Annotated in this window: 22 protein-coding genes; 14 read left to right on the plus strand and 8 right to left on the minus strand. The window is 55.6% G+C overall.

Features of this window, described 5'->3' with window-relative positions:
* Positions 1 to 22: 22 nt before the first annotated feature.
* From waaA to coaD, 3 genes are read left to right on the plus strand one after another with little or no spacing between them, the layout of a single operon-like run.
* Positions 23 to 1,297, plus strand: coding sequence for a lipid IV(A) 3-deoxy-D-manno-octulosonic acid transferase (gene waaA, locus L466_RS21570; protein ID WP_014168058.1), 1,275 nt, complete (start codon positions 23 to 25; stop codon positions 1,295 to 1,297).
* The gene (locus tag L466_RS21565) at positions 1,297 to 2,067 is read left to right on the plus strand and encodes a glycosyltransferase family 2 protein (protein WP_032679320.1); all 771 of its coding nucleotides are present in this window, start codon (positions 1,297 to 1,299) and stop codon (positions 2,065 to 2,067) included. The genes waaA and L466_RS21565 overlap by 1 nt, the downstream gene beginning before the upstream one ends.
* A 3-nt stretch (positions 2,068 to 2,070) precedes the next feature.
* Positions 2,071 to 2,550 carry a pantetheine-phosphate adenylyltransferase gene (coaD, locus tag L466_RS21560; protein WP_014168056.1) on the plus strand — a complete coding sequence of 160 codons (480 nt, stop codon included), beginning with the start codon at positions 2,071 to 2,073 and terminating at the stop codon, positions 2,548 to 2,550.
* Positions 2,551 to 2,552: 2 nt separating this feature from the next.
* Here the strand turns inward: coaD and mutM are convergent, their stop codons facing one another.
* From mutM to radC, 4 genes are all read right to left on the minus strand, one after another.
* Entirely contained in the window at positions 2,553 to 3,362 is an 810-nt protein-coding gene (gene mutM / locus L466_RS21555; protein ID WP_032679319.1) for a bifunctional DNA-formamidopyrimidine glycosylase/DNA-(apurinic or apyrimidinic site) lyase, read from the minus strand.
* 74 nt (positions 3,363 to 3,436) lie between these two features.
* Positions 3,437 to 3,604, minus strand: coding sequence for a 50S ribosomal protein L33 (gene rpmG, locus L466_RS21550; protein WP_003024094.1), 168 nt, complete (start codon positions 3,602 to 3,604; stop codon positions 3,437 to 3,439).
* Between the two features lie 22 nt (positions 3,605 to 3,626).
* Positions 3,627 to 3,863 carry a 50S ribosomal protein L28 gene (rpmB, locus tag L466_RS21545; RefSeq protein WP_002436699.1) on the minus strand — a complete coding sequence of 79 codons (237 nt, stop codon included), beginning with the start codon at positions 3,861 to 3,863 and terminating at the stop codon, positions 3,627 to 3,629.
* Positions 3,864 to 4,080: 217 nt separating this feature from the next.
* Complete coding sequence (gene radC, locus L466_RS21540; protein WP_020882690.1) at positions 4,081 to 4,746, minus strand: RadC family protein; 666 nt, start codon at positions 4,744 to 4,746, stop codon at positions 4,081 to 4,083.
* Between the two features lie 172 nt (positions 4,747 to 4,918).
* Here radC and coaBC point away from each other — a divergent pair, with 172 nt between their 5' ends.
* The 3 genes from coaBC (at position 4,919) to slmA (ending at position 7,283) form a co-directional block, all read left to right on the plus strand.
* Positions 4,919 to 6,130, plus strand: coding sequence for a bifunctional phosphopantothenoylcysteine decarboxylase/phosphopantothenate--cysteine ligase CoaBC (gene coaBC, locus L466_RS21535; protein ID WP_025206464.1), 1,212 nt, complete (start codon positions 4,919 to 4,921; stop codon positions 6,128 to 6,130).
* The gene (dut, locus tag L466_RS21530) at positions 6,108 to 6,566 is read left to right on the plus strand and encodes a dUTP diphosphatase (RefSeq protein WP_014168052.1); all 459 of its coding nucleotides are present in this window, start codon (positions 6,108 to 6,110) and stop codon (positions 6,564 to 6,566) included. The genes coaBC and dut overlap by 23 nt, the downstream gene beginning before the upstream one ends.
* A gap of 120 nt (positions 6,567 to 6,686) precedes the next feature.
* Complete coding sequence (gene slmA, locus L466_RS21525; RefSeq protein WP_020882692.1) at positions 6,687 to 7,283, plus strand: nucleoid occlusion factor SlmA; 597 nt, start codon at positions 6,687 to 6,689, stop codon at positions 7,281 to 7,283.
* Between the two features lie 39 nt (positions 7,284 to 7,322).
* Here slmA and pyrE read toward each other — a convergent pair whose 3' ends face one another.
* Complete coding sequence (pyrE, locus tag L466_RS21520) at positions 7,323 to 7,964, minus strand: orotate phosphoribosyltransferase (protein ID WP_014168048.1); 642 nt, start codon at positions 7,962 to 7,964, stop codon at positions 7,323 to 7,325.
* Positions 7,965 to 8,032: 68 nt separating this feature from the next.
* On the minus strand, positions 8,033 to 8,749 hold the full coding sequence (gene rph / locus L466_RS21515; protein WP_013094888.1) for a ribonuclease PH: 717 nt from the start codon (positions 8,747 to 8,749) through the stop codon (positions 8,033 to 8,035).
* A gap of 125 nt (positions 8,750 to 8,874) precedes the next feature.
* On the opposite strand from rph, the gene L466_RS21510 reads away from it, so the two are divergent.
* Together L466_RS21510 and L466_RS21505 are read left to right on the plus strand one after the other, a co-directional pair.
* Entirely contained in the window at positions 8,875 to 9,738 is an 864-nt protein-coding gene (locus L466_RS21510) for a YicC/YloC family endoribonuclease (RefSeq protein ID WP_020882693.1), read from the plus strand.
* Positions 9,739 to 9,989: 251 nt separating this feature from the next.
* Positions 9,990 to 10,607, plus strand: coding sequence for a trimeric intracellular cation channel family protein (locus L466_RS21505; protein ID WP_020882694.1), 618 nt, complete (start codon positions 9,990 to 9,992; stop codon positions 10,605 to 10,607).
* Positions 10,608 to 10,675: 68 nt separating this feature from the next.
* Here the strand turns inward: L466_RS21505 and ligB are convergent, their stop codons facing one another.
* Complete coding sequence (gene ligB, locus L466_RS21500; RefSeq protein WP_032680011.1) at positions 10,676 to 12,346, minus strand: NAD-dependent DNA ligase LigB; 1,671 nt, start codon at positions 12,344 to 12,346, stop codon at positions 10,676 to 10,678.
* 251 nt (positions 12,347 to 12,597) lie between these two features.
* On the opposite strand from ligB, the gene gmk reads away from it, so the two are divergent.
* From gmk to recG, 5 genes are read left to right on the plus strand one after another with little or no spacing between them, the layout of a single operon-like run.
* A complete protein-coding gene (gmk, locus tag L466_RS21495; protein WP_014168044.1) occupies positions 12,598 to 13,221 on the plus strand; it encodes a guanylate kinase in 624 nt (207 codons plus the stop codon).
* A 54-nt stretch (positions 13,222 to 13,275) separates the two neighbouring features.
* The gene (rpoZ, locus tag L466_RS21490) at positions 13,276 to 13,551 is read left to right on the plus strand and encodes a DNA-directed RNA polymerase subunit omega (protein WP_000135058.1); all 276 of its coding nucleotides are present in this window, start codon (positions 13,276 to 13,278) and stop codon (positions 13,549 to 13,551) included.
* A 19-nt stretch (positions 13,552 to 13,570) separates the two neighbouring features.
* On the plus strand, positions 13,571 to 15,685 hold the full coding sequence (gene spoT, locus L466_RS21485) for a bifunctional GTP diphosphokinase/guanosine-3',5'-bis pyrophosphate 3'-pyrophosphohydrolase (protein ID WP_014168043.1): 2,115 nt from the start codon (positions 13,571 to 13,573) through the stop codon (positions 15,683 to 15,685).
* A gap of 4 nt (positions 15,686 to 15,689) precedes the next feature.
* Positions 15,690 to 16,379 (plus strand): tRNA (guanosine(18)-2'-O)-methyltransferase TrmH, encoded by a 690-nt coding sequence (gene trmH / locus L466_RS21480; protein ID WP_014168042.1) that lies wholly within the window; start codon positions 15,690 to 15,692, stop codon positions 16,377 to 16,379.
* A 3-nt stretch (positions 16,380 to 16,382) separates the two neighbouring features.
* A complete protein-coding gene (gene recG / locus L466_RS21475) occupies positions 16,383 to 18,464 on the plus strand; it encodes an ATP-dependent DNA helicase RecG (protein ID WP_020882696.1) in 2,082 nt (693 codons plus the stop codon).
* Between the two features lie 2 nt (positions 18,465 to 18,466).
* Here the strand turns inward: recG and gltS are convergent, their stop codons facing one another.
* On the minus strand, positions 18,467 to 19,669 hold the full coding sequence (gltS, locus tag L466_RS21470; RefSeq protein WP_014168040.1) for a sodium/glutamate symporter: 1,203 nt from the start codon (positions 19,667 to 19,669) through the stop codon (positions 18,467 to 18,469).
* 225 nt (positions 19,670 to 19,894) lie between these two features.
* Here gltS and xanP point away from each other — a divergent pair, with 225 nt between their 5' ends.
* Positions 19,895 to 21,286 carry a xanthine/proton symporter XanP gene (gene xanP, locus L466_RS21465; RefSeq protein ID WP_032679316.1) on the plus strand — a complete coding sequence of 464 codons (1,392 nt, stop codon included), beginning with the start codon at positions 19,895 to 19,897 and terminating at the stop codon, positions 21,284 to 21,286.
* Positions 21,287 to 21,373: the final 87 nt, after the last annotated feature.

The following is a 21,373-nucleotide window of genomic DNA, read 5'->3' on the forward strand; positions in this document are numbered from 1 at the left end:
AAACTAAAAAACGGATAATCGCTTGGAATTGTTGTATACCGCCCTGCTCTACATCATCCAGCCACTGGTGTGGCTGCGACTGTTGCTTCGTAGCCGTAAAGCGCCTGCGTATCGTAAACGCTGGGCTGAACGCTATGGCTACTGCCGCAATAAAGTCGTGCCGGACGGTATTTTGCTGCATTCCGTTTCTGTGGGCGAAACGCTGGCGGCGATCCCGCTGGTTCGCGCCCTTCGTCACCGCTATCCGTCACTGCCGATCACGGTCACGACCATGACGCCGACGGGGTCTGAACGCGCATTATCGGCGTTCGGTAAAGACGTTCAACACGTCTATTTGCCTTACGACCTGCCTTGCGCCATGAACCGCTTCCTGAATACCGTTCGCCCGAAACTGGTGATCGTCATGGAAACAGAACTGTGGCCAAATATGATTTCCGCCCTGCATGCCCGTAAAATTCCGCTGGTGATTGCCAACGCGCGCCTTTCAGAGCGCTCGGCGAAAGGTTACGGCAAGTTAGGTAAATTTATGCGCCGCCTGCTCAGCCGAATAACGCTGATTGCCGCGCAGAACGAAGAAGACGCGGCGCGCTTTCTCGCTCTGGGCCTGAAGCGCAACCAGCTTGCGGTGACGGGTAGCCTGAAGTTCGATATCTCCGTCACGCCTGAACTCGCCGCCCGTGCGATTACGCTGCGTCGCCAGTGGGCACCGCGTCGCCAGGTGTGGATTGCAACCAGTACCCATGACGGCGAAGAAGCCATTATCCTGCAGGCCCATCGTAAGCTGCTGGAAAAATTCCCCGATTTGCTGCTGATTCTGGTCCCCCGTCACCCCGAACGTTTTAAAGATGCGCGTGAGATGGTGCAGAAAGGCGGCTTCAGCTTTACCCTGCGCAGCAGCGGTGAGATCCCCTCCGGCAGCACTCAGGTGGTGATTGGCGATACAATGGGCGAGCTGATGCTGCTTTACGGCATTGCCGATCTGGCTTTTGTCGGCGGCAGCCTTGTGGAGCGCGGCGGCCATAATCCGCTTGAGCCGGCCGCACACGCCATTCCGGTGCTGATGGGCCCACACACGTTTAACTTCAAAGATATCTGCGCTAAATTGCAGCAAGCCGACGGGTTAATTACCGTGACCGACGCGGACTCAGTGGTCAAAGAGGTCTCAACCCTTCTGACCGACGAAGATTACCGCCTCTGGTATGGTCGCCATGCTGTCGAAGTGCTGCATCAGAACCAGGGTGCACTCACTCGTCTGCTGCAACTTCTGCAACCTTATCTGCCTCAGCGGAGCCACTAATGTCAACGCGTCTGTCGGTCGTGATGATCGCCAAAAACGCCGCCGACCTGCTTCCGGACTGCCTGGCCTCCGTCGCCTGGGCTGACGAAATTGTCCTTCTCGACTCCGGCAGCGAGGACAACACGGTGGATGTCGCCCGTGCCGCGGGTGCAAAGGTCTTTATCGATACCGACTGGCAAGGCTACGGCATCCAGCGACAGCGCGCGCAGCGCTATGCTACTGGCGATTACGTGCTGATGCTGGACACTGACGAGCGCATTACACCAGAGCTCCGCCAGGCCATTCAGGCGGTGCTGGCAGCACCTCAGCCTGGCGCGGTATACAGCATTGCACGTCGCAACTATTTCCTTGGCCGTTTTATGCGCCACAGCGGCTGGTATCCAGACCGCGTAATGCGCCTCTACGAGCGTGAGCGATATCAGTACAACGATAATCTGGTCCATGAATCCCTGGCATGCGACAGTGCCCCCGTCATTCCTCTGACGGGCGATCTGCTGCATCTGACCTGCCGGGATTTCGCCAGCTTCCAGCGCAAACAGCTTAACTATGCCACCGCATGGGCACAGGAGCGCCACCTGCGCGGCAAGAAGGCCACGCTGACCGGTATTTTCACCCACACGCTGGGGGCATTTCTGAAGACGCTGTTGCTGCGAGGCGGCGTGCTGGACGGTAAACAGGGGTGGTTACTGGCGGTGGTGAATGCCCAGTATACTTTCAACAAATACACCGAGCTGTGGGCGCTTTGCCGCGGCTACTCAGAGAAAACGTGAGCCATGAGCACAAAAGCGATTTATCCGGGTACCTTTGATCCCATCACCAACGGTCATCTTGACATCATCACCCGTGCGGCATGCATGTTTGATAAGGTGATTCTGGCGATCGCCGCCAGCCCCAGTAAGAAACCCATGTTCGATCTCAATGAGCGCGTTGCACTTGCCACTGACGCTATCTCGCATCTGCCAAACGTCGAGGTGGTGGGCTTCAGCGATCTGATGGCCAACTTCGCCCGTGCCCGGCAGGCTAACATTTTGATCCGTGGGTTACGCGCGGTGGCTGACTTCGAATACGAAATGCAGCTGGCGCACATGAATCGCCACCTGATGCCAGAGCTGGAGAGCGTGTTCCTGATGCCCTCAAAAGAGTGGTCGTTTATCTCTTCCTCGCTGGTCAAAGAGGTGGCGCGTCATCACGGTGACGTGACCCATTTCCTGCCGGCTAACGTCCATCAGGCGTTGATGGAAAAATTAAAGTAGCCCTATTTCTGGCACTGACGGCAATAGAACGTGGCGCGCTGAGCGTGCTTCGTTGCAATAATCGGTGTCCCACAGACTCTGCACGGCTCACCCTTACGGCCATATACCTGCAGCTCCTGAGCAAAATAGCCGGGTTTACCGTCGCTCTGCAGGAAGTCCTTCAGGGTGGTCCCCCCTTGCTCAATAGAACGCAACAGCACCGCTTTAATCACCCGGACCAGCAGTTCACACTCCTGGGATGACAGCGACGAGGCCAGCCGATCGGGATGGATCCCGGCGGCAAACAGCGATTCGCTGGCATAAATATTCCCTACTCCCACCACCAGCTTATTGTCCATCAGCCACGGTTTGATCGGGGTTTTCTTCTTTGCACACTTCGCTTTCAGGTATTCCGCGTTAAACGCCTCTGAGAGCGGCTCTGGCCCCAGATGCGCCAGAACGCTGTGTCCTTCAAGCTCTTTGGTCCACAGCCATGCGCCAAAGCGTCGTGGGTCGGTGTAACGCAGCACTTTACCGTTGCTCATCACCAGATCGACATGGTCATGCTTTTCCGCGGGCAGTTCTTCGGTAAGGATGCGCAGACTACCGGACATACCGAGATGGATGATAATCCAGCCGTCGGGCAGCTCCAGCAGCAGATATTTGGCGCGACGCTGGACGCTGAGAATCGGTTTATCGCTTAACGCATGGATTTCATCGGATACCGGCCAACGCAGGCGACCGTTGCGAACGATAGCATGAAGAATAGTCGCGCCGACCAGATGCGGCTCAATACCGCGGCGGCTGGTCTCTACCTCAGGTAATTCAGGCATGGTTCCTCCGGAGTAAGATGCAGAATGCAAAAAACCCCGCAGTTGCGGGGTTTTTCAATACAAGGAGGCTAAAATTATTTGATTTTAGCTTCTTTGTACAGTACGTGCTGGCGTACAACTGGATCGAATTTTTTCAGTTCCAGTTTTTCCGGCTTAGTACGTTTGTTCTTCGTGGTGGTGTAGAAGTGACCTGTACCAGCAGAAGAAACCAGCTTGATTTTCTCGCGAATACCTTTAGCCATGATTTATTTCCTCTTTAAGTACTTAGTACTTTTCGCCACGGGCACGCAGTTCGGACAGAACTGTATCAATGCCTTTCTTATCGATTACACGCATACCTTTAGCAGATACGCGCAGGGTGACAAAACGCTTCTCGCTCTCAACCCAGAAACGGTGAGAGTGCAGGTTCGGCAGGAAACGGCGTTTAGTCGCGTTCAGTGCGTGGGAACGGTTGTTACCGGTCACCGGACGCTTGCCAGTAACTTGGCAGACTCGGGACATGTCTATTCTCCAAAAATCAAATTAGCTCGAGCTTCGTATGGGGTATCGGCGCCTCGTCAGGCTTTACAGCCCGGTCATCGCATAGTTCTATTGAACTCTCGATTGCCAGGCCCAAATGCCAAACCCGAGATTCTCAAAGGTGGCGTAGTATACGCTGACTCGGCGGTGTGCTCAAGTCCCGAACAGACAAAGATCCCGATGGATCGCGAGAAATAGCCTAAATCCAGCCATGTTCTGCAAAAGAAATGTACTCGCCGCGACCAATTATCAGATGGTCGAGCACACGAATGTCCATGAATTGACAGCATTTGATAATGCGTTCGGTCATCTCTTTGTCAGCTCTGCTTGGTTCTGCACAGCCAGAGGGGTGATTATGCGCGAGTATCACGCCGGCTGCATTCACTTTTATCGCTTCCCGCACAATTTCTCGCGGATGAACCTCAACGTGGCTCAGTGTTCCGGAAAAAAGACGGCTATGTTTTAGTACCCGGTTCCTGTTATCAAGAAAGATCACCATAAAGATCTCGCGCTCCAAATCTGATAGCTGGCTCTGGAGAAATACGCGTGTCATATCCGGGGTGAGTATGGGATCTTCCTCTTCCATACGGACGTCGTAAAAACGGCGGGCCAGTTCAGCAATCCCCCTCAGTTGGGCGAACTTCGCCACGCCAATTCCTTCGACGTGCCTGAATTCCGTCAGATCCGCCGTCAATAAGCCATACAGCGAACCAAAATGGTCGATGAGCTCTTTTGCCAGCGTAAATACCGTTTTGCCGGGCGTTCCGGTGCGTAAAAAGAGTGCCAGCAACTCGTCGTCCTTTAACAACGTGACGCCATAGCGCAGCATTTTTTCACGCGGTAGCAGCAGTTCAGTCTCTTCCATGCCTGTCTCCTTCGGTTTGCCATCATGCTGCCACAGCCGCCCCCGGCGCTCGACGCCCACTTTTCATTCCTGCGTAACGCCTCGCAAACTGGCCGAAGGACAAAATCACCCCCTTTTTGGGATTGTGATAAAATGCCCGCTCTCTGGTGAAACCCAACAGGAAAGAATCATGATGAGCCTGGCCGGTAAAAAAATCGTTCTTGGCGTGAGCGGCGGTATCGCTGCCTATAAAGCGCCGGAGCTGGTGCGTCGTTTGCGCGAGCGCGGGGCGGATGTGCGGGTCGCGATAACGGAAGGCGGCAAAGCCTTTATCACGCCTCTGAGCCTGCAGGCCGTTTCAGGGTACCCCGTCTCTGACAGCCTCCTTGATCCGGCCGCCGAAGCCGCGATGGGCCATATTGAGCTGGGAAAATGGGCAGACCTGGTTATCCTTGCCCCCGCCACAGCAGATTTAATTGCCCGCGTAGCAGCCGGCATGGCAAACGATCTGGTCTCGACCATTTGCCTGGCCACGCCCGCACCTGTTGCCGTCGTCCCCGCGATGAACCAGCAGATGTACCGCAACGCCGCCACCCAACATAATCTGACGACGCTGGCCTCACGCGGCCTGCTCATCTGGGGGCCGGACAGCGGTAGCCAGGCATGTGGTGATGTGGGTCCTGGTCGTATGCTTGACCCGCTGACCATCGTTGAGCTGGCCGCCGGCCATTTTTCGCCTGTCAACGATCTGCAACATCTCAACATCATGATTACCGCGGGCCCAACGCGCGAGCCGCTGGACCCGGTGCGTTACATTACCAACCATAGCTCCGGTAAAATGGGCTTTGCGATTGCTGCCGCGGCGGCAAAACGCGGTGCAAAGGTCACGCTGGTGAGCGGCCCGGTCTCGTTACCGACACCACCGTTCGTGCAGCGTATTGATGTCACCACCGCCCTGGAGATGGACGCCGCCGTACAGGCGCATGCGCAGAACCAGCAGATTTTTATCGGCTGTGCGGCTGTTGCAGATTACCGTGCCGAAACCATTTCCGGGTCAAAAATTAAAAAGCAAGGCGATGAATTAACACTAAAAATGGTGAAAAATCCGGACATTGTTGCGGGTGTCGCCGCACTGAAAAGCCATCGTCCTTACGTTGTTGGGTTTGCCGCAGAAACAAATAATGTGGAAGAATATGCCCGGCAAAAACGTACCCGCAAAAACCTCGATTTGATTTGCGCGAACGACGTATCGCTGGCCACGCAAGGATTTAACAGCGACAGCAACGCACTGCACCTTTTCTGGCAGGATGGAGATAAAGTCTTACCGCTTGAGCGCAAGGAACTCCTGGGCCAACAATTACTGGACGAGATCGTTACCCGTTATGATGAAAAAAATCGACGTTAAGATTCTGGACCCGCGTGTTGGTAAGCAATTTGCGCTGCCAACCTATGCCACCTCCGGCTCTGCCGGTCTTGACCTGCGCGCCTGTCTCGATGACGCCGTAGAGCTGGCTCCGGGTGCAACCACCCTGATCCCAACCGGCCTGGCAATCCACATTGCTGACCCGTCGCTGGCAGCGGTGATCCTGCCGCGTTCTGGTCTGGGTCATAAGCATGGAGTGGTACTGGGTAACCTGGTCGGCCTGATCGACTCTGACTACCAGGGTCAACTGATGGTTTCCGTCTGGAACCGTGGTCAGGACAGCTTCACCATTGAACCGGGCGAGCGTATCGCACAGATGGTCTTTGTACCGGTGGTTCAGGCAGAATTTAACCTGGTGGAAGACTTTGACGCCACCGACCGTGGCGAAGGCGGCTTCGGCCATTCCGGGCGCAAATAACCGCCCGACCGACACGTATCTCACAGCGCCATAATGCAATAACAAACCGCAAACGTCAGTTTGCGGTCGCTGTGTGGATGCCAGCCTGGCAAGTGCTTATTTTCAGGGGTATTTTGTAACATGGCAGAAAAACAAACCGCGAAAAGGAACCGTCGCGAAGAAATACTTCAATCTCTGGCGCTGATGCTTGAATCCAGCGATGGTAGTCAACGCATCACCACCGCAAAACTGGCCGCCTCCGTGGGCGTGTCTGAAGCGGCGTTGTATCGTCATTTTCCGAGCAAAACCCGGATGTTTGACAGTCTGATCGAATTTATCGAAGACAGTCTGATCACTCGCATCAACCTGATTCTGAAAGACGAAAAAGACACGACTGCGCGTTTGCGTCTGATTGTGCAGCTCATTCTGGGCTTTGGTGAACGCAATCCGGGCTTAACCCGTATCCTGACTGGCCACGCGCTGATGTTCGAGCAGGACCGATTGCAGGGCCGTATTAACCAGCTCTTCGAACGTATTGAAGCACAACTGCGCCAGGTACTGCGCGAGAAAAAAATGCGTGAGGGTGAAGGTTACAGCACCGATGAAACGCTGCTGGCAAGTCAAATCCTGTCGTTTTGCGAAGGCATGCTCTCCCGCTTTGTTCGCAGCGAGTTTAAATACCGTCCAACGGACGATTTTGACGCCCGTTGGCCGTTAGTGGCGGCACAGCTGCAATAATCTTCAGGCCCGGTAAGCAGAACGCCACCGGGCTTGATATTACACGCCGAAAGCTTCGCGATACCCACGTACCGCAGCCAGATGATCCGCCATCTCAGGCTTCTCTTCCAGATACGCAATCAGGTCTTTCAGGGTGATGATCGAGGTCACTTTACAGCCATAATCGCGCTCAACTTCCTGAATAGCAGAGATTTCGCCACGCCCGCGTTCCTGACGATCCAAAGAGATCAGCACGCCAGCAAGCGTAGCGCCGTTGGCCTGAATAATCTCCATCGATTCGCGAATAGCGGTACCAGCGGTGATCACATCGTCCACCAGCATAACGCGACCCTGCAGCGCGCTGCCTACCAGATTACCGCCTTCACCGTGGGTTTTAGCCTCTTTACGGTTAAAGCAGTACGGTACGTCGCGGTCGTGGTGTTCCGCCAGCGCAACCGCAGTGGTAGTGGCAATCGGAATGCCTTTATAGGCCGGGCCAAACAGCAGGTCAAAATCAATGCCGGAGTCCACCAGCGCTTCGGCATAGAAACGGCCTAACAATGCCAGATCGCGCCCGGTATTAAACAGTCCGGCGTTGAAGAAATAGGGGCTCTTACGCCCGGATTTCAGCGTAAACTCGCCAAATTTCAGGACCTGCTTGTTAAGCGCAAACTCAATAAACTCACGCTGCCAGGATTTCATGGGCTTACTCCTCCGACTTTTGCTTTTGTACGAACAAAAAAAAGGCGACTCATCAGTCGCCTTTAAAATCAATTTTCTAACGCCGCCTTCTGCGTCGTTACGATAGATTCAATTCCCCCTCGGGCCAACGCCAGCAAGGTAAGAAGTTCTTCATGGGTAAACGGCTCACCTTCTGCCGTGCCCTGCACCTCAATGATGCGACCGTCTTCAGTCATCACCACGTTCATGTCAGTCTCAGCAGCGGAATCTTCGACGTATTCCAGATCGCAAAGCGCTTCACCGTTAACGATACCCACGGAAACAGCCGCGACCATCCCTTTCATCGGATTCGTTTTCAGCTTACCGGCTGCAACCAGCTTATTCAGGGCATCAGCCAGCGCCACACATGCACCGGTAATCGACGCCGTACGCGTACCACCGTCTGCCTGAATGACGTCGCAGTCCAGAGTAATGGTAAATTCACCCAGTGTTTTCAGATCAACGGCGGCGCGCAGCGCACGTGCGATCAGACGCTGGATTTCCATGGTACGGCCGCCCTGCTTGCCTTTTGCCGCTTCGCGGGCGTTTCGGGTATGGGTTGCACGCGGCAACATGCCATATTCCGCAGTGATCCAGCCCTGGCCCTGACCTTTCAGGAAGCGTGGAACGCCCTCTTCGATGGACGCGGTGCACAGCACTTTGGTGTCACCAAACTCAACCAGTACGGAGCCTTCTGCGTGTTTTGTATAGTTACGGGTCAGGGTGACGGGACGCACCTGATTGGCGCTACGACCTGCTGGACGCATGATGAAATCTCCGGCTTGAAACGAATGTGGCTGCGCATTATACGGATAAAGGACGCTTATTCCTATCCTGAGAAGCCCCCGAAAGCTATAATCCCCCCATCTCTCCTTTAAAAACGGGAATGTCTATGATCCGCAGTATGACCGCCTACGCCCGGCGTGAAATCAAGGGTAGCTGGGGTAGCGCTACATGGGAAATGCGCTCGGTAAACCAGCGCTACCTGGAAACGTATTTCCGTATGCCGGAGCAGTTCCGCAGCCTTGAACCTGTTGTACGCGAGCGTATCCGTGCTCGTCTGACGCGCGGTAAAGTGGAATGTAACCTGCGTTTTGAGCCTGATGCCAGCGCCCAGGGTGAGCTGATCCTCAACGAAAAACTGGCGAAACAGCTCGTCACTGCAGCGAACTGGGTCAAGATGCAAAGCGATGAAGGGGAAATCAACCCGGTCGATATTCTGCGCTGGCCTGGCGTCATGGCCGCCGGTGAGCAGGATCTGGACACGATTGCCGCTGAAATTCTCAGTGCCCTCGACAGCACGCTGGATGACTTTATCATTGCCCGCGAAACTGAAGGCCAGGCCCTCAAAGCGATGATTGAGCAGCGTCTGGAAGGTGTGACCACCGAAGTGGCTAAAGTCCGTACCCATATGCCTGCGGTCCTGCAATGGCAGCGTGAGCGCCTGGTGGCCAAACTGGAAGAAGCGGAAGTTCAGCTGGAAAATACCCGTCTGGAACAAGAGCTGGTGCTGATGGCACAGCGCATTGACGTCGCCGAAGAGCTGGATCGTCTGGAAGCGCACGTTAAAGAGACTTACAACATCCTGAAGAAGAAAGAAGCCGTAGGGCGTCGTCTCGACTTTATGATGCAGGAGTTCAACCGCGAGTCGAACACCCTGGCCTCTAAGTCGATCAATGCTGAAGTGACCAACTCCGCCATTGAACTGAAAGTGCTGATTGAGCAGATGCGCGAGCAGATCCAGAATATCGAGTAACGCTTTATTCAAGCCGCTTTCTCATCATGGCCCCGTTCAGGGGCCATTTTTTTATCGGAACAGGCTATCGGCGGCAAACGCCTATAACATGAATAATTGTAATGTGAAAATTACCGTTTATCGCCATCACACCCAGCCAAACAACGTTCAGTCATTACCAAAAATAAGGCTAACGTCCTCACACAAGAAAAACTAAATCGTGACAGACCGCACAAAACGCTACCCTGTTGCCCTCACTATCGGGGGAACACATGCTGCTACATATCCTTTATCTCGTCGGGATCACTGCCGAAGCCATGACCGGTGCACTCGCTGCCGGACGCCGTCGTATGGATACGTTTGGGGTCATCATTATTGCTACCGCCACCGCGCTGGGAGGCGGATCGGTACGTGATATCCTGCTGGGGCATTACCCTCTCGGCTGGGTTAAGCACCCCGAGTACATCATCATTGTGGCTGTCGCCGCAGTGCTGACCACTATCCTTGCTCCTGTAATGCCCCATCTTCGACGTCTGTTTTTAGTGCTTGATGCTCTGGGCCTGGTCGTGTTCTCCATCATCGGGGCACAAATTGCGCTGGATATGGGCGAAAGCCCGGTGATTGCCACTATTGCCGCAGTCGTGACGGGCGTATTTGGCGGCGTACTGCGCGATATGTTCTGCAAACGCATTCCCCTGGTCTTTCAAAAAGAACTCTACGCCGGGATATCCTTTGCATCAGCCGTTCTGTATATCGCTTTACAGCATTATGTTTCCAGCCATGACGTCGTGGTCATCGCCACCTTGTTATTTGGCTTCACGGCTCGCTTGCTTGCGCTGCGCTTGAAACTGGGACTGCCCGTGTTTCATTACACTCAGGACACCCACTGACTGGCCGCCATCTATTCTCCCCGATAAAGTGGCGGCATTTATCCGCGATAAGCGACAGCAAGCTCATGTCAGAATCCTTGCACTCCCTGTTTGCCGAGCCAGGCAACCAGGCCGGCAATGCCAGGATCATGAATAAACGCAACAAGCTGCCGGGCTTTCTCCTTTCCTGTGCCGGGAAGCGCCTGCCAGTCTGCTGCGTTACGCTCACGCATTTTCTGCCACGTCAGGTCTCCCATAGCGTTTAGCGAGGCCTGCGTCAGCGGAACACCCAATGCCATGATCCAACGAATAAAGGGTCGCTCACGTACCAGATTAAAGCGATGCCAGAGCGCCAGCCCGCGTGCTGCGGAAAACCCCGGGGTAGACTGCAGCTGCGCCTGCGTTAATGTCAGCCATGAGAAGATATGTTCAAAATGATGCGCCTGATGCAGCGCCCGCCAGCCTGACTCACCGACTCCTTCAATATTCAGCACGTGCTTTGAACCAAGCCACGTCAGGCGGGCAAAGAACTGCTCCATACACGCCGGCGAGGCGTAAAAACAGCTCTGCGCATGATAATGCGAGGCCGGAGGTGTGGGCTTTTGTCTCTCTTCCCCCCGCCAGACCACCTTATCGAACCGCGGGATACCCTGCCCGGCCAGACTGACCTGTATCTGATCACCCGTCGCAATATCCAGCCTTTGCCAGCGCTCAACGGACCCAAGACTGACCCGTTGTACCTGCTTATCATCCAGCAGGACAGGGACCAGCGCCGCCACGACTGAGATTTTTCCCGTGCGCCCCACGGCAAAATGAATATCTCTTACTTCGGCAATCTGTGCGACCGGAGGGTATTTCCATGCGACGACCCAGCTGCCTTCTCCGGGCAACCAGTTTTCGCCGGGAGGAGCATCCGCGGAACGCACCACAATGCCGTCCGTGGCAAAGGGTAATGCCGTGTTGTGCCACGTCGAGCGCTGTTTCTCGACTGCATCAACAGTCTGTACAGGCAGGGTATAACGTGCCGTCAGGGAAAAGCCGGCTTTAGATAACTCAGACAGCGCACTCGACATCACTTTCGGCCCATCCGGCCAGGCCCAGATAAATATCCCTGTCTGGCTCAGAAGTGGACTGTCCTTTTGCCGCATCATCGCGCCCGCCACTTTTGCCCGTGCGTTCATTCCCCCCATCTGTCGCTGAAGATGGTTGTCGCGTAACCAAAAAAGCTCTCCCTGTAAGACGCTGTTGGCCAGCGCTCCGGTCACTTTTTTGGGCACTGCGGGAATTAAATACACTTGTGCAGTCCAGTCTTCACCTTTAAGCCCATCACCACGACTGATAGCCTGGGTTAACTTTCCGTCGCGATACACCAGCGTCACGGCTACCCCGTCGACTTTTGGCTGCATCCAGAGAGTGTCACGACCACGCATCCACTGGCGTAGCTCTTCTTTACTACCCGCTTTATGCACTCCCGTATGGGCAACAGGATGTCTTACGCTCCCCGTTAGAACCGGTAAGGCCTCCTCAGAAGGTATATCGCCGAAGCAGCGCTGCCACTGCTTTAAACGGCCATTGAGCTGGTCATAGACGTCGTCATTCACCTCGCTCATGCCCTGCTTCCAGTAGGCATCATCCCAGCGTTTGACTTGCGCACTCAATGTCGCAATCTCTTTCTCTGCTTTTGCCTGAGACCACACGGGACACACCGCGGCACCATAGCCGCACCACAACAGCATTAATCCGCTCATCCATCGCCACATCGCCACCCCTCCTTTGCGTTGGTGGAGGTATAACCCGACGCGGAAAACCGTGCTAATGGCAATCTTTCGCTCTGCGAGGCGTTGTCAGAGGTTTATTTTTATTGCTGCAAAACAGCTGTAAAACCTGAAAACGGCGCGCAAAATTCAATAATGCAGGGGAAAAAGTGTGACAAAGGCTACGTCACACAGCGGCGACGTGTATAATAAGCCCGTATGTAGGACTTCTTCGTTAACACATACAAAAGACTCTCATGGCTCAAGGCACGCTTTATATTGTTTCTGCCCCTAGTGGCGCGGGTAAATCCAGCCTTATTCAGGCACTGTTAAAAACCCAACCGTTGTACGACACACAGGTTTCTGTTTCTCACACCACGCGTAAACCGCGTCCGGGTGAAGTGCACGGTGAACACTATTTCTTTGTTGATCACGATGAATTCAGAGCGATGATTGGCAGAGACGCGTTTCTTGAACACGCAGAAGTTTTCGGTAACTACTACGGCACTTCGCGTGAAACCATTGAGCAGGTTCTGGCCACGGGCGTAAATGTGTTCCTGGATATCGACTGGCAGGGCGCACAGCAGATTCGCAAGAAAATGCCTGATTCACGCAGTATCTTTATTTTACCGCCATCGAAAGATGAGCTGGATCGCCGACTGCGTGGCCGCGGTCAGGACAGCGAGGAAGTGATCGCCCGGCGTATGGAGCAGGCAGTTGCAGAAATGAGCCATTACGCGGAATATGATTACCTTATTGTGAATGATGATTTTGATGCCGCGCTGAGCGATCTCAAAACCATTCTTCGCGCAGAACGCTTGCGTATGAGCCGCCAGAAGCAGCGACATGACGCATTAATCACCAAACTGTTGGCAGACTGAACCCACTTTCAGTATCATGCCCAGTCATTTCTTCACCTGTGGAGCATTTTAAGTATGGCACGCGTAACTGTTCAGGACGCTGTAGAGAAAATTGGTAACCGTTTTGACCTGGTGCTGGTCGCCGCGCGTCGCGCTCGTCAGATGCAGGTAGGCGGTAAAGATCCGCTGGTACCGGAAGAAAACGATAAAACTACCGTTATTGCACTTCGCGAAATCGAAGAAGGTCTGATCAACAATCAGATCCTCGACGTACGTGAGCGCCAGGAGCAGCAAGAGCAGGAAGCCGCAGAACTGCAGGCCGTAACCGCCATTGCTGAAGGTCGTCGTTAATTAAACCTGCGGGTCGCCCTTGTATCTGTTTGAAAGCCTGAATCAACTGATTCAAACTTACCTGCCTGAAGACCAGATTAAGCGTCTTCAGCAGGCGTATCTCGTTGCACGTGACGCTCACGAGGGCCAGGCACGTTCAAGCGGTGAACCCTATATCACGCACCCGGTAGCGGTGGCCTGTATTCTGGCCGAGATGAAACTCGACTACGAAACGCTGATGGCCGCCCTGCTGCATGATGTGATCGAAGATACCCCTGCCACCTACCAGGATATGGAACAGCTGTTTGGCAAAAGCGTTGCCGAGCTGGTGGAAGGGGTCTCTAAGCTTGATAAGCTGAAATTCCGCGACAAGAAAGAGGCGCAAGCCGAAAACTTTCGCAAGATGATTATGGCGATGGTGCAGGATATCCGCGTCATTCTTATCAAACTTGCTGACCGTACCCACAATATGCGCACGCTGGGCTCACTTCGCCCGGACAAACGTCGCCGCATTGCCCGTGAAACCCTCGAAATTTACAGTCCGCTGGCGCACCGTTTAGGTATCCACCACATTAAAACCGAGCTGGAAGAGCTGGGTTTTGAAGCGTTATACCCGAACCGCTATCGCGTGATTAAAGAGGTGGTGAAAGCCGCACGCGGCAACCGTAAAGAGATGATTCAAAAGATCCTCTCTGAAATTGAAGGACGTTTACAGGAAGCGGGAATTCCGTGCCGCGTCAGCGGTCGCGAAAAACATCTGTACTCCATCTACTGCAAAATGGTGCTCAAAGAGCAGCGTTTTCATTCGATCATGGACATCTACGCGTTCCGCGTGATCGTCCACGACTCTGATACCTGCTACCGCGTGCTGGGCCAGATGCACAGCCTGTACAAACCGCGTCCAGGGCGCATGAAAGATTACATCGCCATTCCAAAAGCGAACGGCTATCAATCTTTGCACACCTCGATGATCGGTCCACACGGCGTGCCTGTTGAAGTGCAGATCCGCACCGAAGACATGGACCAGATGGCGGAGATGGGTGTGGCTGCACACTGGGCTTATAAAGAGCACGGTGGCGAAAGCAGTACGACCGCACAAATCCGCGCCCAGCGCTGGATGCAAAGCCTGCTGGAACTGCAGCAGAGTGCGGGTAGCTCGTTTGAATTTATCGAGAGCGTTAAATCCGATCTCTTCCCGGATGAGATTTACGTTTTCACCCCAGAAGGCCGCATTGTCGAACTACCTGCAGGCGCTACGCCGGTCGACTTTGCTTACGCCGTGCATACCGATATCGGCCACGCCTGCGTGGGCGCGCGCGTCGACAGGCAGCCTTATCCGCTCTCTCAGCCGCTTTCCAGCGGCCAGACGGTGGAAATTATTACCGCACCGGGCGCACGCCCGAACGCGGCCTGGCTGAACTTTGTCGTGAGTTCCAAAGCACGCGCCAAAATCCGCCAGTTGCTGAAAAACCTCAAGCGCGATGATTCTGTCAGCCTGGGGCGTCGTCTGCTCAACCATGCGTTGGGTGGTAGCCGTAAGCTGGCTGAGATCCCGAAAGAGAACATTCAGCGTGAGCTGGAGCGCATGAAACTCGCCTCGCTTGATGACCTGCTGGCAGAAATCGGCCTCGGCAACGCCATGAGCGTGGTCGTGGCGAAGAACCTGCAGCAGGGTGATACCACGGCGATCCCGACGACGACGCAAAGCCACGGTCATCTGCCGATCAAAGGCGCGGACGGCGTACTTATCACCTTCGCGAAATGTTGCCGTCCTATCCCGGGTGACCCGATTATTGCGCACGTCAGTCCGGGTAAAGGGCTGGTTATCCACCACGAATCCTGTCGTAACATCCGCGGCTATCAAAAAGAGGCGGAGAAGTTCATGGCAGTCGAGTGGGATAAAGAGACGGCACAGGAATTTATCACCGAAATTAAGGTGGATATGTTCAACCACCAGGGTGCCCTGGCGAACCTGACGGCAGCAATCAATACGGCCTCTTCCAACATTCAGAGCCTGAACACGGAAGAGAAAGATGGCCGCGTCTACAGCGCCTTTATTCGTCTGACCGCCCGTGACCGCGTGCATCTGGCGAACATTATGCGCAAGATCCGCGTGATGCCGGACGTGATTAAAGTCACCCGTAACCGAAACTAGACTTATGAATTCAAAACGTTACGAGCGTATCTGCGAAATGCTCGCCAGGCGTCAGCCTGACCTGACGGTCTGCATGGAGCAGGTCCACAAACCTCATAACGTCTCTGCAATTGTCCGTACCGCAGACGCCGTAGGCGTGCATGAAGTGCACGCCGTCTGGCCGGGTGCCCGCATGCGAACCATGGCTTCAACTGCCGCCGGCAGCAACAGCTGGGTGTCCGTCAAAACCCACCAGACTATTGGCGAAGCCGTATCGCACCTGAAAGGTCGCGGTATGCAGGTCCTGGCCACTAACCTGTCCGCAAAAGCCGTCGATTTTCGTGAGATCGACTACACCCGCCCGACCTGTATTTTGATGGGTCAGGAGAAAACCGGGATCACCCAGGAAGCGCTGGATCTGGCGGATCAGGATATCATCATCCCCATGATCGGCATGGTGCAGTCTCTCAATGTCTCCGTGGCCTCTGCGCTCATTCTCTATGAAGCGCAGCGCCAGCGTCAGAACGCGGGCATGTACAAGCGCAGCAACAGCATGCTGCCGGAAGAGGAGCAGCAGCGCCTGCTGTTCGAAGGTGGTTACCCGGTGCTGGCTCGCGTCGCGAAACAGAAAAAACTGCCTTACCCCCACGTCAACGCGCAGGGCGAAATTGAAGCCGATGCCGAGTGGTGGGCCACCATGCAGTACGCAGGATAACCGATGAAAGGCCGTCTGCTGGATGCCATACCGCTCAATAGCCTGACGGGCGTAGGTGCGGCGCAAAGCAGTAAACTGGCAAAAATTGGCCTGCATACCGTGCAGGATCTCCTGCTCCATCTCCCCCTGCGTTATGAAGACCGCACCCAACTCTATAAGATTGGCGATCTGCTGCCTGCCATTTACGCCACCGTTGAAGGCGAAGTACTAAACTGCAATATCACCTTTGGCGGACGCCGGATGATGACCTGTCAGATCAGCGACGGCACCGGCATTCTCACCATGCGCTTTTTCAACTTCAATGCGGCCATGAAAAACAGCCTTGCGACCGGTCGCAGGGTGCTGGCCTATGGTGAAGCCAAACGCGGGAAATACGGCGCAGAGATGATCCACCCGGAGTATCGCGTTCAGGGAGATCTAAGCACGCCGGAGCTGCAGGAGACCCTGACCCCGGTTTATCCGACGACCGAAGGCATCAAGCAGGCAACGCTGCGTAAACTCACCGACCAGGCACTGGAACTGCTGGATACCTGCGCCATTACCGAGCTACTGCCGCCTGAGCTGGCTCAGGGCATGATGAGTCTGCCCGAGGCGCTGCGCACCCTGCACCGCCCGCCGCCAACCCTGCAGCTTAGCGACCTGGAAAGCGGCAAACACCCCGCTCAACGGCGTCTTATCCTTGAGGAATTACTGGCTCATAACCTGAGCATGCTGGCGGTACGGGCGGGCGCGCAGCGTTTTCATGCCCAGCCCTTAAGCCCGCGAGATGAACTCAAAGATAAGCTGCTGGCCTCACTGCCGTTTAAACCCACCGGTGCACAGGCACGCGTCACGGCCGAGATTGAACGCGATATGGCGCTTGATGTGCCCATGATGCGCCTGGTTCAGGGGGATGTGGGTTCCGGTAAAACGCTGGTTGCAGCCCTGGCTGCCCTGCGCGCAATTGCCCACGGCAGGCAGGTGGCGCTAATGGCCCCCACCGAACTGCTGGCTGAACAGCACGCTAATAACTTCCGCGCGTGGTTTGCCCCGCTTGGGATTGAAGTGGGCTGGCTTGCCGGGAAGCAAAAAGGTAAAGCGCGTCAGGCACAACAGGACGCCATTGCCAGCGGTCAGGTACAGATGATTGTCGGCACGCACGCGATTTTCCAGGAGCAGGTACAGTTTAATGGTCTTGCCCTGGTGATTATCGACGAACAACACCGCTTCGGTGTACACCAGCGTCTGGCGCTGTGGGAGAAAGGGCTGCAGCAGGGCTTCCACCCGCATCAGCTGATCATGACTGCCACACCTATCCCGCGCACCCTGGCAATGACCGCCTACGCCGATCTCGATACATCGACCATCGACGAACTGCCGCCGGGCCGTACACCGGTCACCACGGTCGCCATTCCGGACACGCGCCGCAGCGATATCATCGACCGCGTGCGCAACGCCTGCACTCACGAAGGCCGTCAGGCCTACTGGGTCTGCACGTTAATTGAAGAGTCTGAACTGCTTGAAGCGCAGGCTGCGGAAGCGACGTGGGAAGAGCTGAAGCTGGCGCTGCCCGAGCTGAACGTGGGTCTGGTTCACGGGCGGATGAAGCCTACTGAGAAACAGGCGGTGATGCAGTCGTTCAAACAGGGTGAACTGCATTTGCTGGTTGCCACAACGGTGATTGAAGTCGGCGTAGACGTGCCCAATTCCAGCCTGATGATCATCGAAAACCCGGAGCGTCTTGGCCTTGCGCAACTCCATCAGCTGCGCGGCCGCGTTGGCCGCGGTGCTGTCGCCTCTCACTGCGTGCTGCTCTACAAAGCACCGCTCTCGAAAACCGCACAGATGCGTTTGCAGGTGCTGCGCGACAGTAACGACGGTTTTGTGATTGCACAAAAAGACCTGGAGATCCGCGGCCCAGGCGAACTGCTGGGCACGCGTCAGACGGGTAACGCCGAATTCAAAGTGGCGGATTTACTGCGCGATCAGGCCATGATCCCCGAAGTTCAGCGCCTCGCACGCCATATTCATGAGCGCTACCCCGAACAGGCGGCAGCGTTAATTGAGCGCTGGATGCCGGAAACCGAACGCTATTCCAACGCCTGATCTCAGGCAAACATCGGCAGCATCAGGTAAAGCTTGATCACCAGCGCGTTGACGATATCAATGAAGAACGCCCCGACCATCGGGACCACCAGAAACGCCATATGCGAAGGCCCAAAACGTTCTGTGATCGCCTGCATGTTGGCGATAGCCGTCGGCGTTGCCCCCAGACCAAACCCACAATGCCCGGCCGCCAGCACTGCTGCATCGTAGTTTTTGCCCATCATGCGCCAGGTCACAAACATGGCGTAGAACGCCATAAACAGCGCCTGAACGGCCAGAATAGCCACCATCGGCAGCGCCAGTGAGGCCAGCTCCCAGAGCTTGAGGCTCATCAGGGCCATCGCCAGGAACAGCGACAGGCAGACGTTGCCAAGCACCGATACGGCACGTTCAAATACGCGGTAGAAGCCCATCAGCGCCAGACCGTTACTCAGCAGCACCCCAACAAACAGCACGCACACAAACGTCGGGAGCTCGAACGCTGAACCTGCCAGCCATTGCGCAACCACTTTGCCCACCGTCAGGCAGATGGCAATCATCGCGATAGTTTCAATCAACACCAGCGAAGTGATGGTGCGTCCGACGTCGGGTTTTTCAAAGGCAGTGGGCACCAGCTCATCGTCCGGTCTTCCGTCTGGCGTACCAGAGTGCTTCACCAGATACCGCGCCACCGGCCCGCCGATCAGGCCGCCCAGCACCAGACCGAAGGTGGCGCAGGCCATCGCCACTTCGGTGGCATTTTCAAAGCCGTAGCGCTCAGTAAACAGCTTGCTCCACGCCGCCCCGGTACCGTGGCCACCAGAGAGGGTGATTGATCCGGCCAGCAGCCCCATCAGCGGATCCAGCCCCAGCAGCGTGGCCATCCCGATACCAATGGCGTTTTGCATCACTAGCAGCCCTACCACCACGATCAGAAATACGCCAAGCACTTTGCCACCCGTCCGCAGGCTCGCCAGGTTGGCATTCAGGCCAATGGTGGCAAAGAAGGCCAGCATCAGCGGATCTTTCAGGGACATATCAAAATCAATTTCCCAGCCCATGCTTTTCTTCAGCACCAGCAGGGCCAGCGCCACCAGCAGTCCGCCGGCAACAGGTTCAGGAATGGTGTATTTCTTCAGAAGGGAAACGCTGTGTACGAGCTTACGGCCAAGCAGTAAGACCAGCGTTGCGGCAACAAGGGTCGACAACGTATCGAGATGAATCATAAAAGGCTCCTGTTATGCGCGTGTTCCATACACACGCGGCGTTATCCTGGGCCGGCTTGCGCTCGTCATGAGCCGCCGGCGCAAAAAGTGTAATTTTTTTTCCCCATGGGTTGTAGAAAACCTGCTCACAGCGGCAGATTTTCTTGTCTTTTTTTGTTGGCAATCGTTTGCTTTTACCAGGTGGTCAGATAAAATGCCCGCTTTTCCACCGTGGGATTGCCGCCGATGTCCGTTAACACCCTTGAGTCTCCCGATGCGCAACCGATTGCGCAGAAGCAAAATAGCGAACTGATTTACCGCCTTGAAGACCGTCCGCCTCTTCCTCAGACGCTCTTTGCCGCCTGCCAACACCTGCTGGCTATGTTCGTTGCGGTGATCACCCCGGCGCTGCTGATCTGCCAGGCGCTTGGTTTACCGGCTCAGGATACACAGCACATCATCAGTATGTCCCTCTTTGCCTCCGGCGTGGCGTCCATTATTCAAATTAAAGCGTGGGGCCCGGTGGGGTCTGGATTGTTGTCGATCCAGGGCACCAGTTTTAACTTTGTCGCACCGCTGATCATGGGCGGTACAGCCCTCAAAACCGGCGGCGCGGATGTTCCGACCATGATGGCGGCGCTGTTTGGCACGCTGATGCTGGCCAGCTGCACCGAGATGGTGATCTCCCGGGTACTGCACCTGGCGCGTCGCGTGATCACGCCGCTGGTATCCGGCGTGGTGGTGATGATCATTGGCCTGTCGCTGATTCAGGTTGGCCTGACCTCCATCGGTGGCGGTTATGCGGCAATGAGCGACCACACTTTTGGTGCACCGAAAAACCTGCTGCTGGCCGGCGTGGTACTGGCAATCATTATTCTGCTTAACCGTCAGCGTAACCCGTATCTGCGTGTGGCATCGCTGGTGATCGCCATGGCGGCCGGTTATCTGCTGGCCTGGGCGCTGGGTATGCTGCCGGAGAACACCCCGCAGACCAACAGTGCGCTGATCACCATTCCAACGCCGCTGTACTACGGCCTGGGCATTGACTGGGGTCTGCTGCTGCCGCTGATGCTGGTCTTTATGATCACCTCGCTGGAGACGATTGGCGATATCACCGCCACGTCTGATGTCTCCGAGCAGCCGGTCTCCGGCCCGCTGTATATGAAACGCCTGAAAGGCGGCGTGCTGGCGAACGGCCTGAACTCGTTTGTCTCTGCGGTCTTCAACACCTTCCCGAACTCCTGCTTCGGCCAGAACAACGGCGTGATCCAGCTGACTGGCGTTGCCAGCCGCTACGTCGGTTTTGTGGTGGCACTGATGCTGATCGTCCTCGGCCTGTTCCCGGCGGTAAGCGGTTTTGTGCAGCATATACCTGAACCGGTGCTGGGCGGCGCAACGCTGGTGATGTTCGGGACCATCGCGGCTTCCGGTGTACGTATCGTCTCTCGCGAACCGCTGAACCGCCGCGCCATCATGATCATTGCCCTGTCGCTGGCCGTGGGTCTGGGTGTTTCACAGCAACCGCTGATCCTGCAGTTTGCCCCGGACTGGGTGAAAAACCTGCTCTCTTCCGGCATTGCGGCAGGCGGTATCACCGCGATTGTTCTGAACCTCGTTTTCCCGCCTGAGAAAAATTGATCGCCCTCACGGCAGGCTGTCAACGCCTGCCGTGACATCTCTTTACACCATTCCCGCCTTGAGCATTGCGCATAAATCGTGCATAAC

The organism is Enterobacter sp. BIDMC 30 (assembly GCF_000534355.1).
Taxonomy (GTDB): Bacteria; Pseudomonadota; Gammaproteobacteria; order Enterobacterales; family Enterobacteriaceae; genus Enterobacter; species Enterobacter ludwigii.

Excerpts from the sequence above, each read along its gene's own strand:
- gmk (WP_014168044.1), top strand. The coding sequence starts at position 12,598 with ATGGCTCAAGGCACGCTTTATATTGTTTCTGCCCCTAGTGGCGCGGGT.
- gltS (WP_014168040.1), bottom strand. The coding sequence starts at position 19,669 with ATGATTCATCTCGATACGTTGTCGACCCTTGTTGCCGCAACGCTGGTC.
- rph (WP_013094888.1), bottom strand. The coding sequence starts at position 8,749 with ATGCGTCCAGCAGGTCGTAGCGCCAATCAGGTGCGTCCCGTCACCCTG.
- coaBC (WP_025206464.1), top strand. The coding sequence starts at position 4,919 with ATGAGCCTGGCCGGTAAAAAAATCGTTCTTGGCGTGAGCGGCGGTATC.
- recG (WP_020882696.1), top strand. The coding sequence starts at position 16,383 with ATGAAAGGCCGTCTGCTGGATGCCATACCGCTCAATAGCCTGACGGGC.
- slmA (WP_020882692.1), top strand. The coding sequence starts at position 6,687 with ATGGCAGAAAAACAAACCGCGAAAAGGAACCGTCGCGAAGAAATACTT.
- trmH (WP_014168042.1), top strand. The coding sequence starts at position 15,690 with ATGAATTCAAAACGTTACGAGCGTATCTGCGAAATGCTCGCCAGGCGT.
- L466_RS21565 (WP_032679320.1), top strand. The coding sequence starts at position 1,297 with ATGTCAACGCGTCTGTCGGTCGTGATGATCGCCAAAAACGCCGCCGAC.
- coaD (WP_014168056.1), top strand. The coding sequence starts at position 2,071 with ATGAGCACAAAAGCGATTTATCCGGGTACCTTTGATCCCATCACCAAC.
- rpoZ (WP_000135058.1), top strand. The coding sequence starts at position 13,276 with ATGGCACGCGTAACTGTTCAGGACGCTGTAGAGAAAATTGGTAACCGT.
- dut (WP_014168052.1), top strand. The coding sequence starts at position 6,108 with ATGATGAAAAAAATCGACGTTAAGATTCTGGACCCGCGTGTTGGTAAG.
- ligB (WP_032680011.1), bottom strand. The coding sequence starts at position 12,346 with ATGTGGCGATGGATGAGCGGATTAATGCTGTTGTGGTGCGGCTATGGT.
- rpmG (WP_003024094.1), bottom strand. The coding sequence starts at position 3,604 with ATGGCTAAAGGTATTCGCGAGAAAATCAAGCTGGTTTCTTCTGCTGGT.
- rpmB (WP_002436699.1), bottom strand. The coding sequence starts at position 3,863 with ATGTCCCGAGTCTGCCAAGTTACTGGCAAGCGTCCGGTGACCGGTAAC.
- mutM (WP_032679319.1), bottom strand. The coding sequence starts at position 3,362 with ATGCCTGAATTACCTGAGGTAGAGACCAGCCGCCGCGGTATTGAGCCG.
- pyrE (WP_014168048.1), bottom strand. The coding sequence starts at position 7,964 with ATGAAATCCTGGCAGCGTGAGTTTATTGAGTTTGCGCTTAACAAGCAG.
- radC (WP_020882690.1), bottom strand. The coding sequence starts at position 4,746 with ATGGAAGAGACTGAACTGCTGCTACCGCGTGAAAAAATGCTGCGCTAT.
- L466_RS21510 (WP_020882693.1), top strand. The coding sequence starts at position 8,875 with ATGATCCGCAGTATGACCGCCTACGCCCGGCGTGAAATCAAGGGTAGC.
- L466_RS21505 (WP_020882694.1), top strand. The coding sequence starts at position 9,990 with ATGCTGCTACATATCCTTTATCTCGTCGGGATCACTGCCGAAGCCATG.
- xanP (WP_032679316.1), top strand. The coding sequence starts at position 19,895 with ATGTCCGTTAACACCCTTGAGTCTCCCGATGCGCAACCGATTGCGCAG.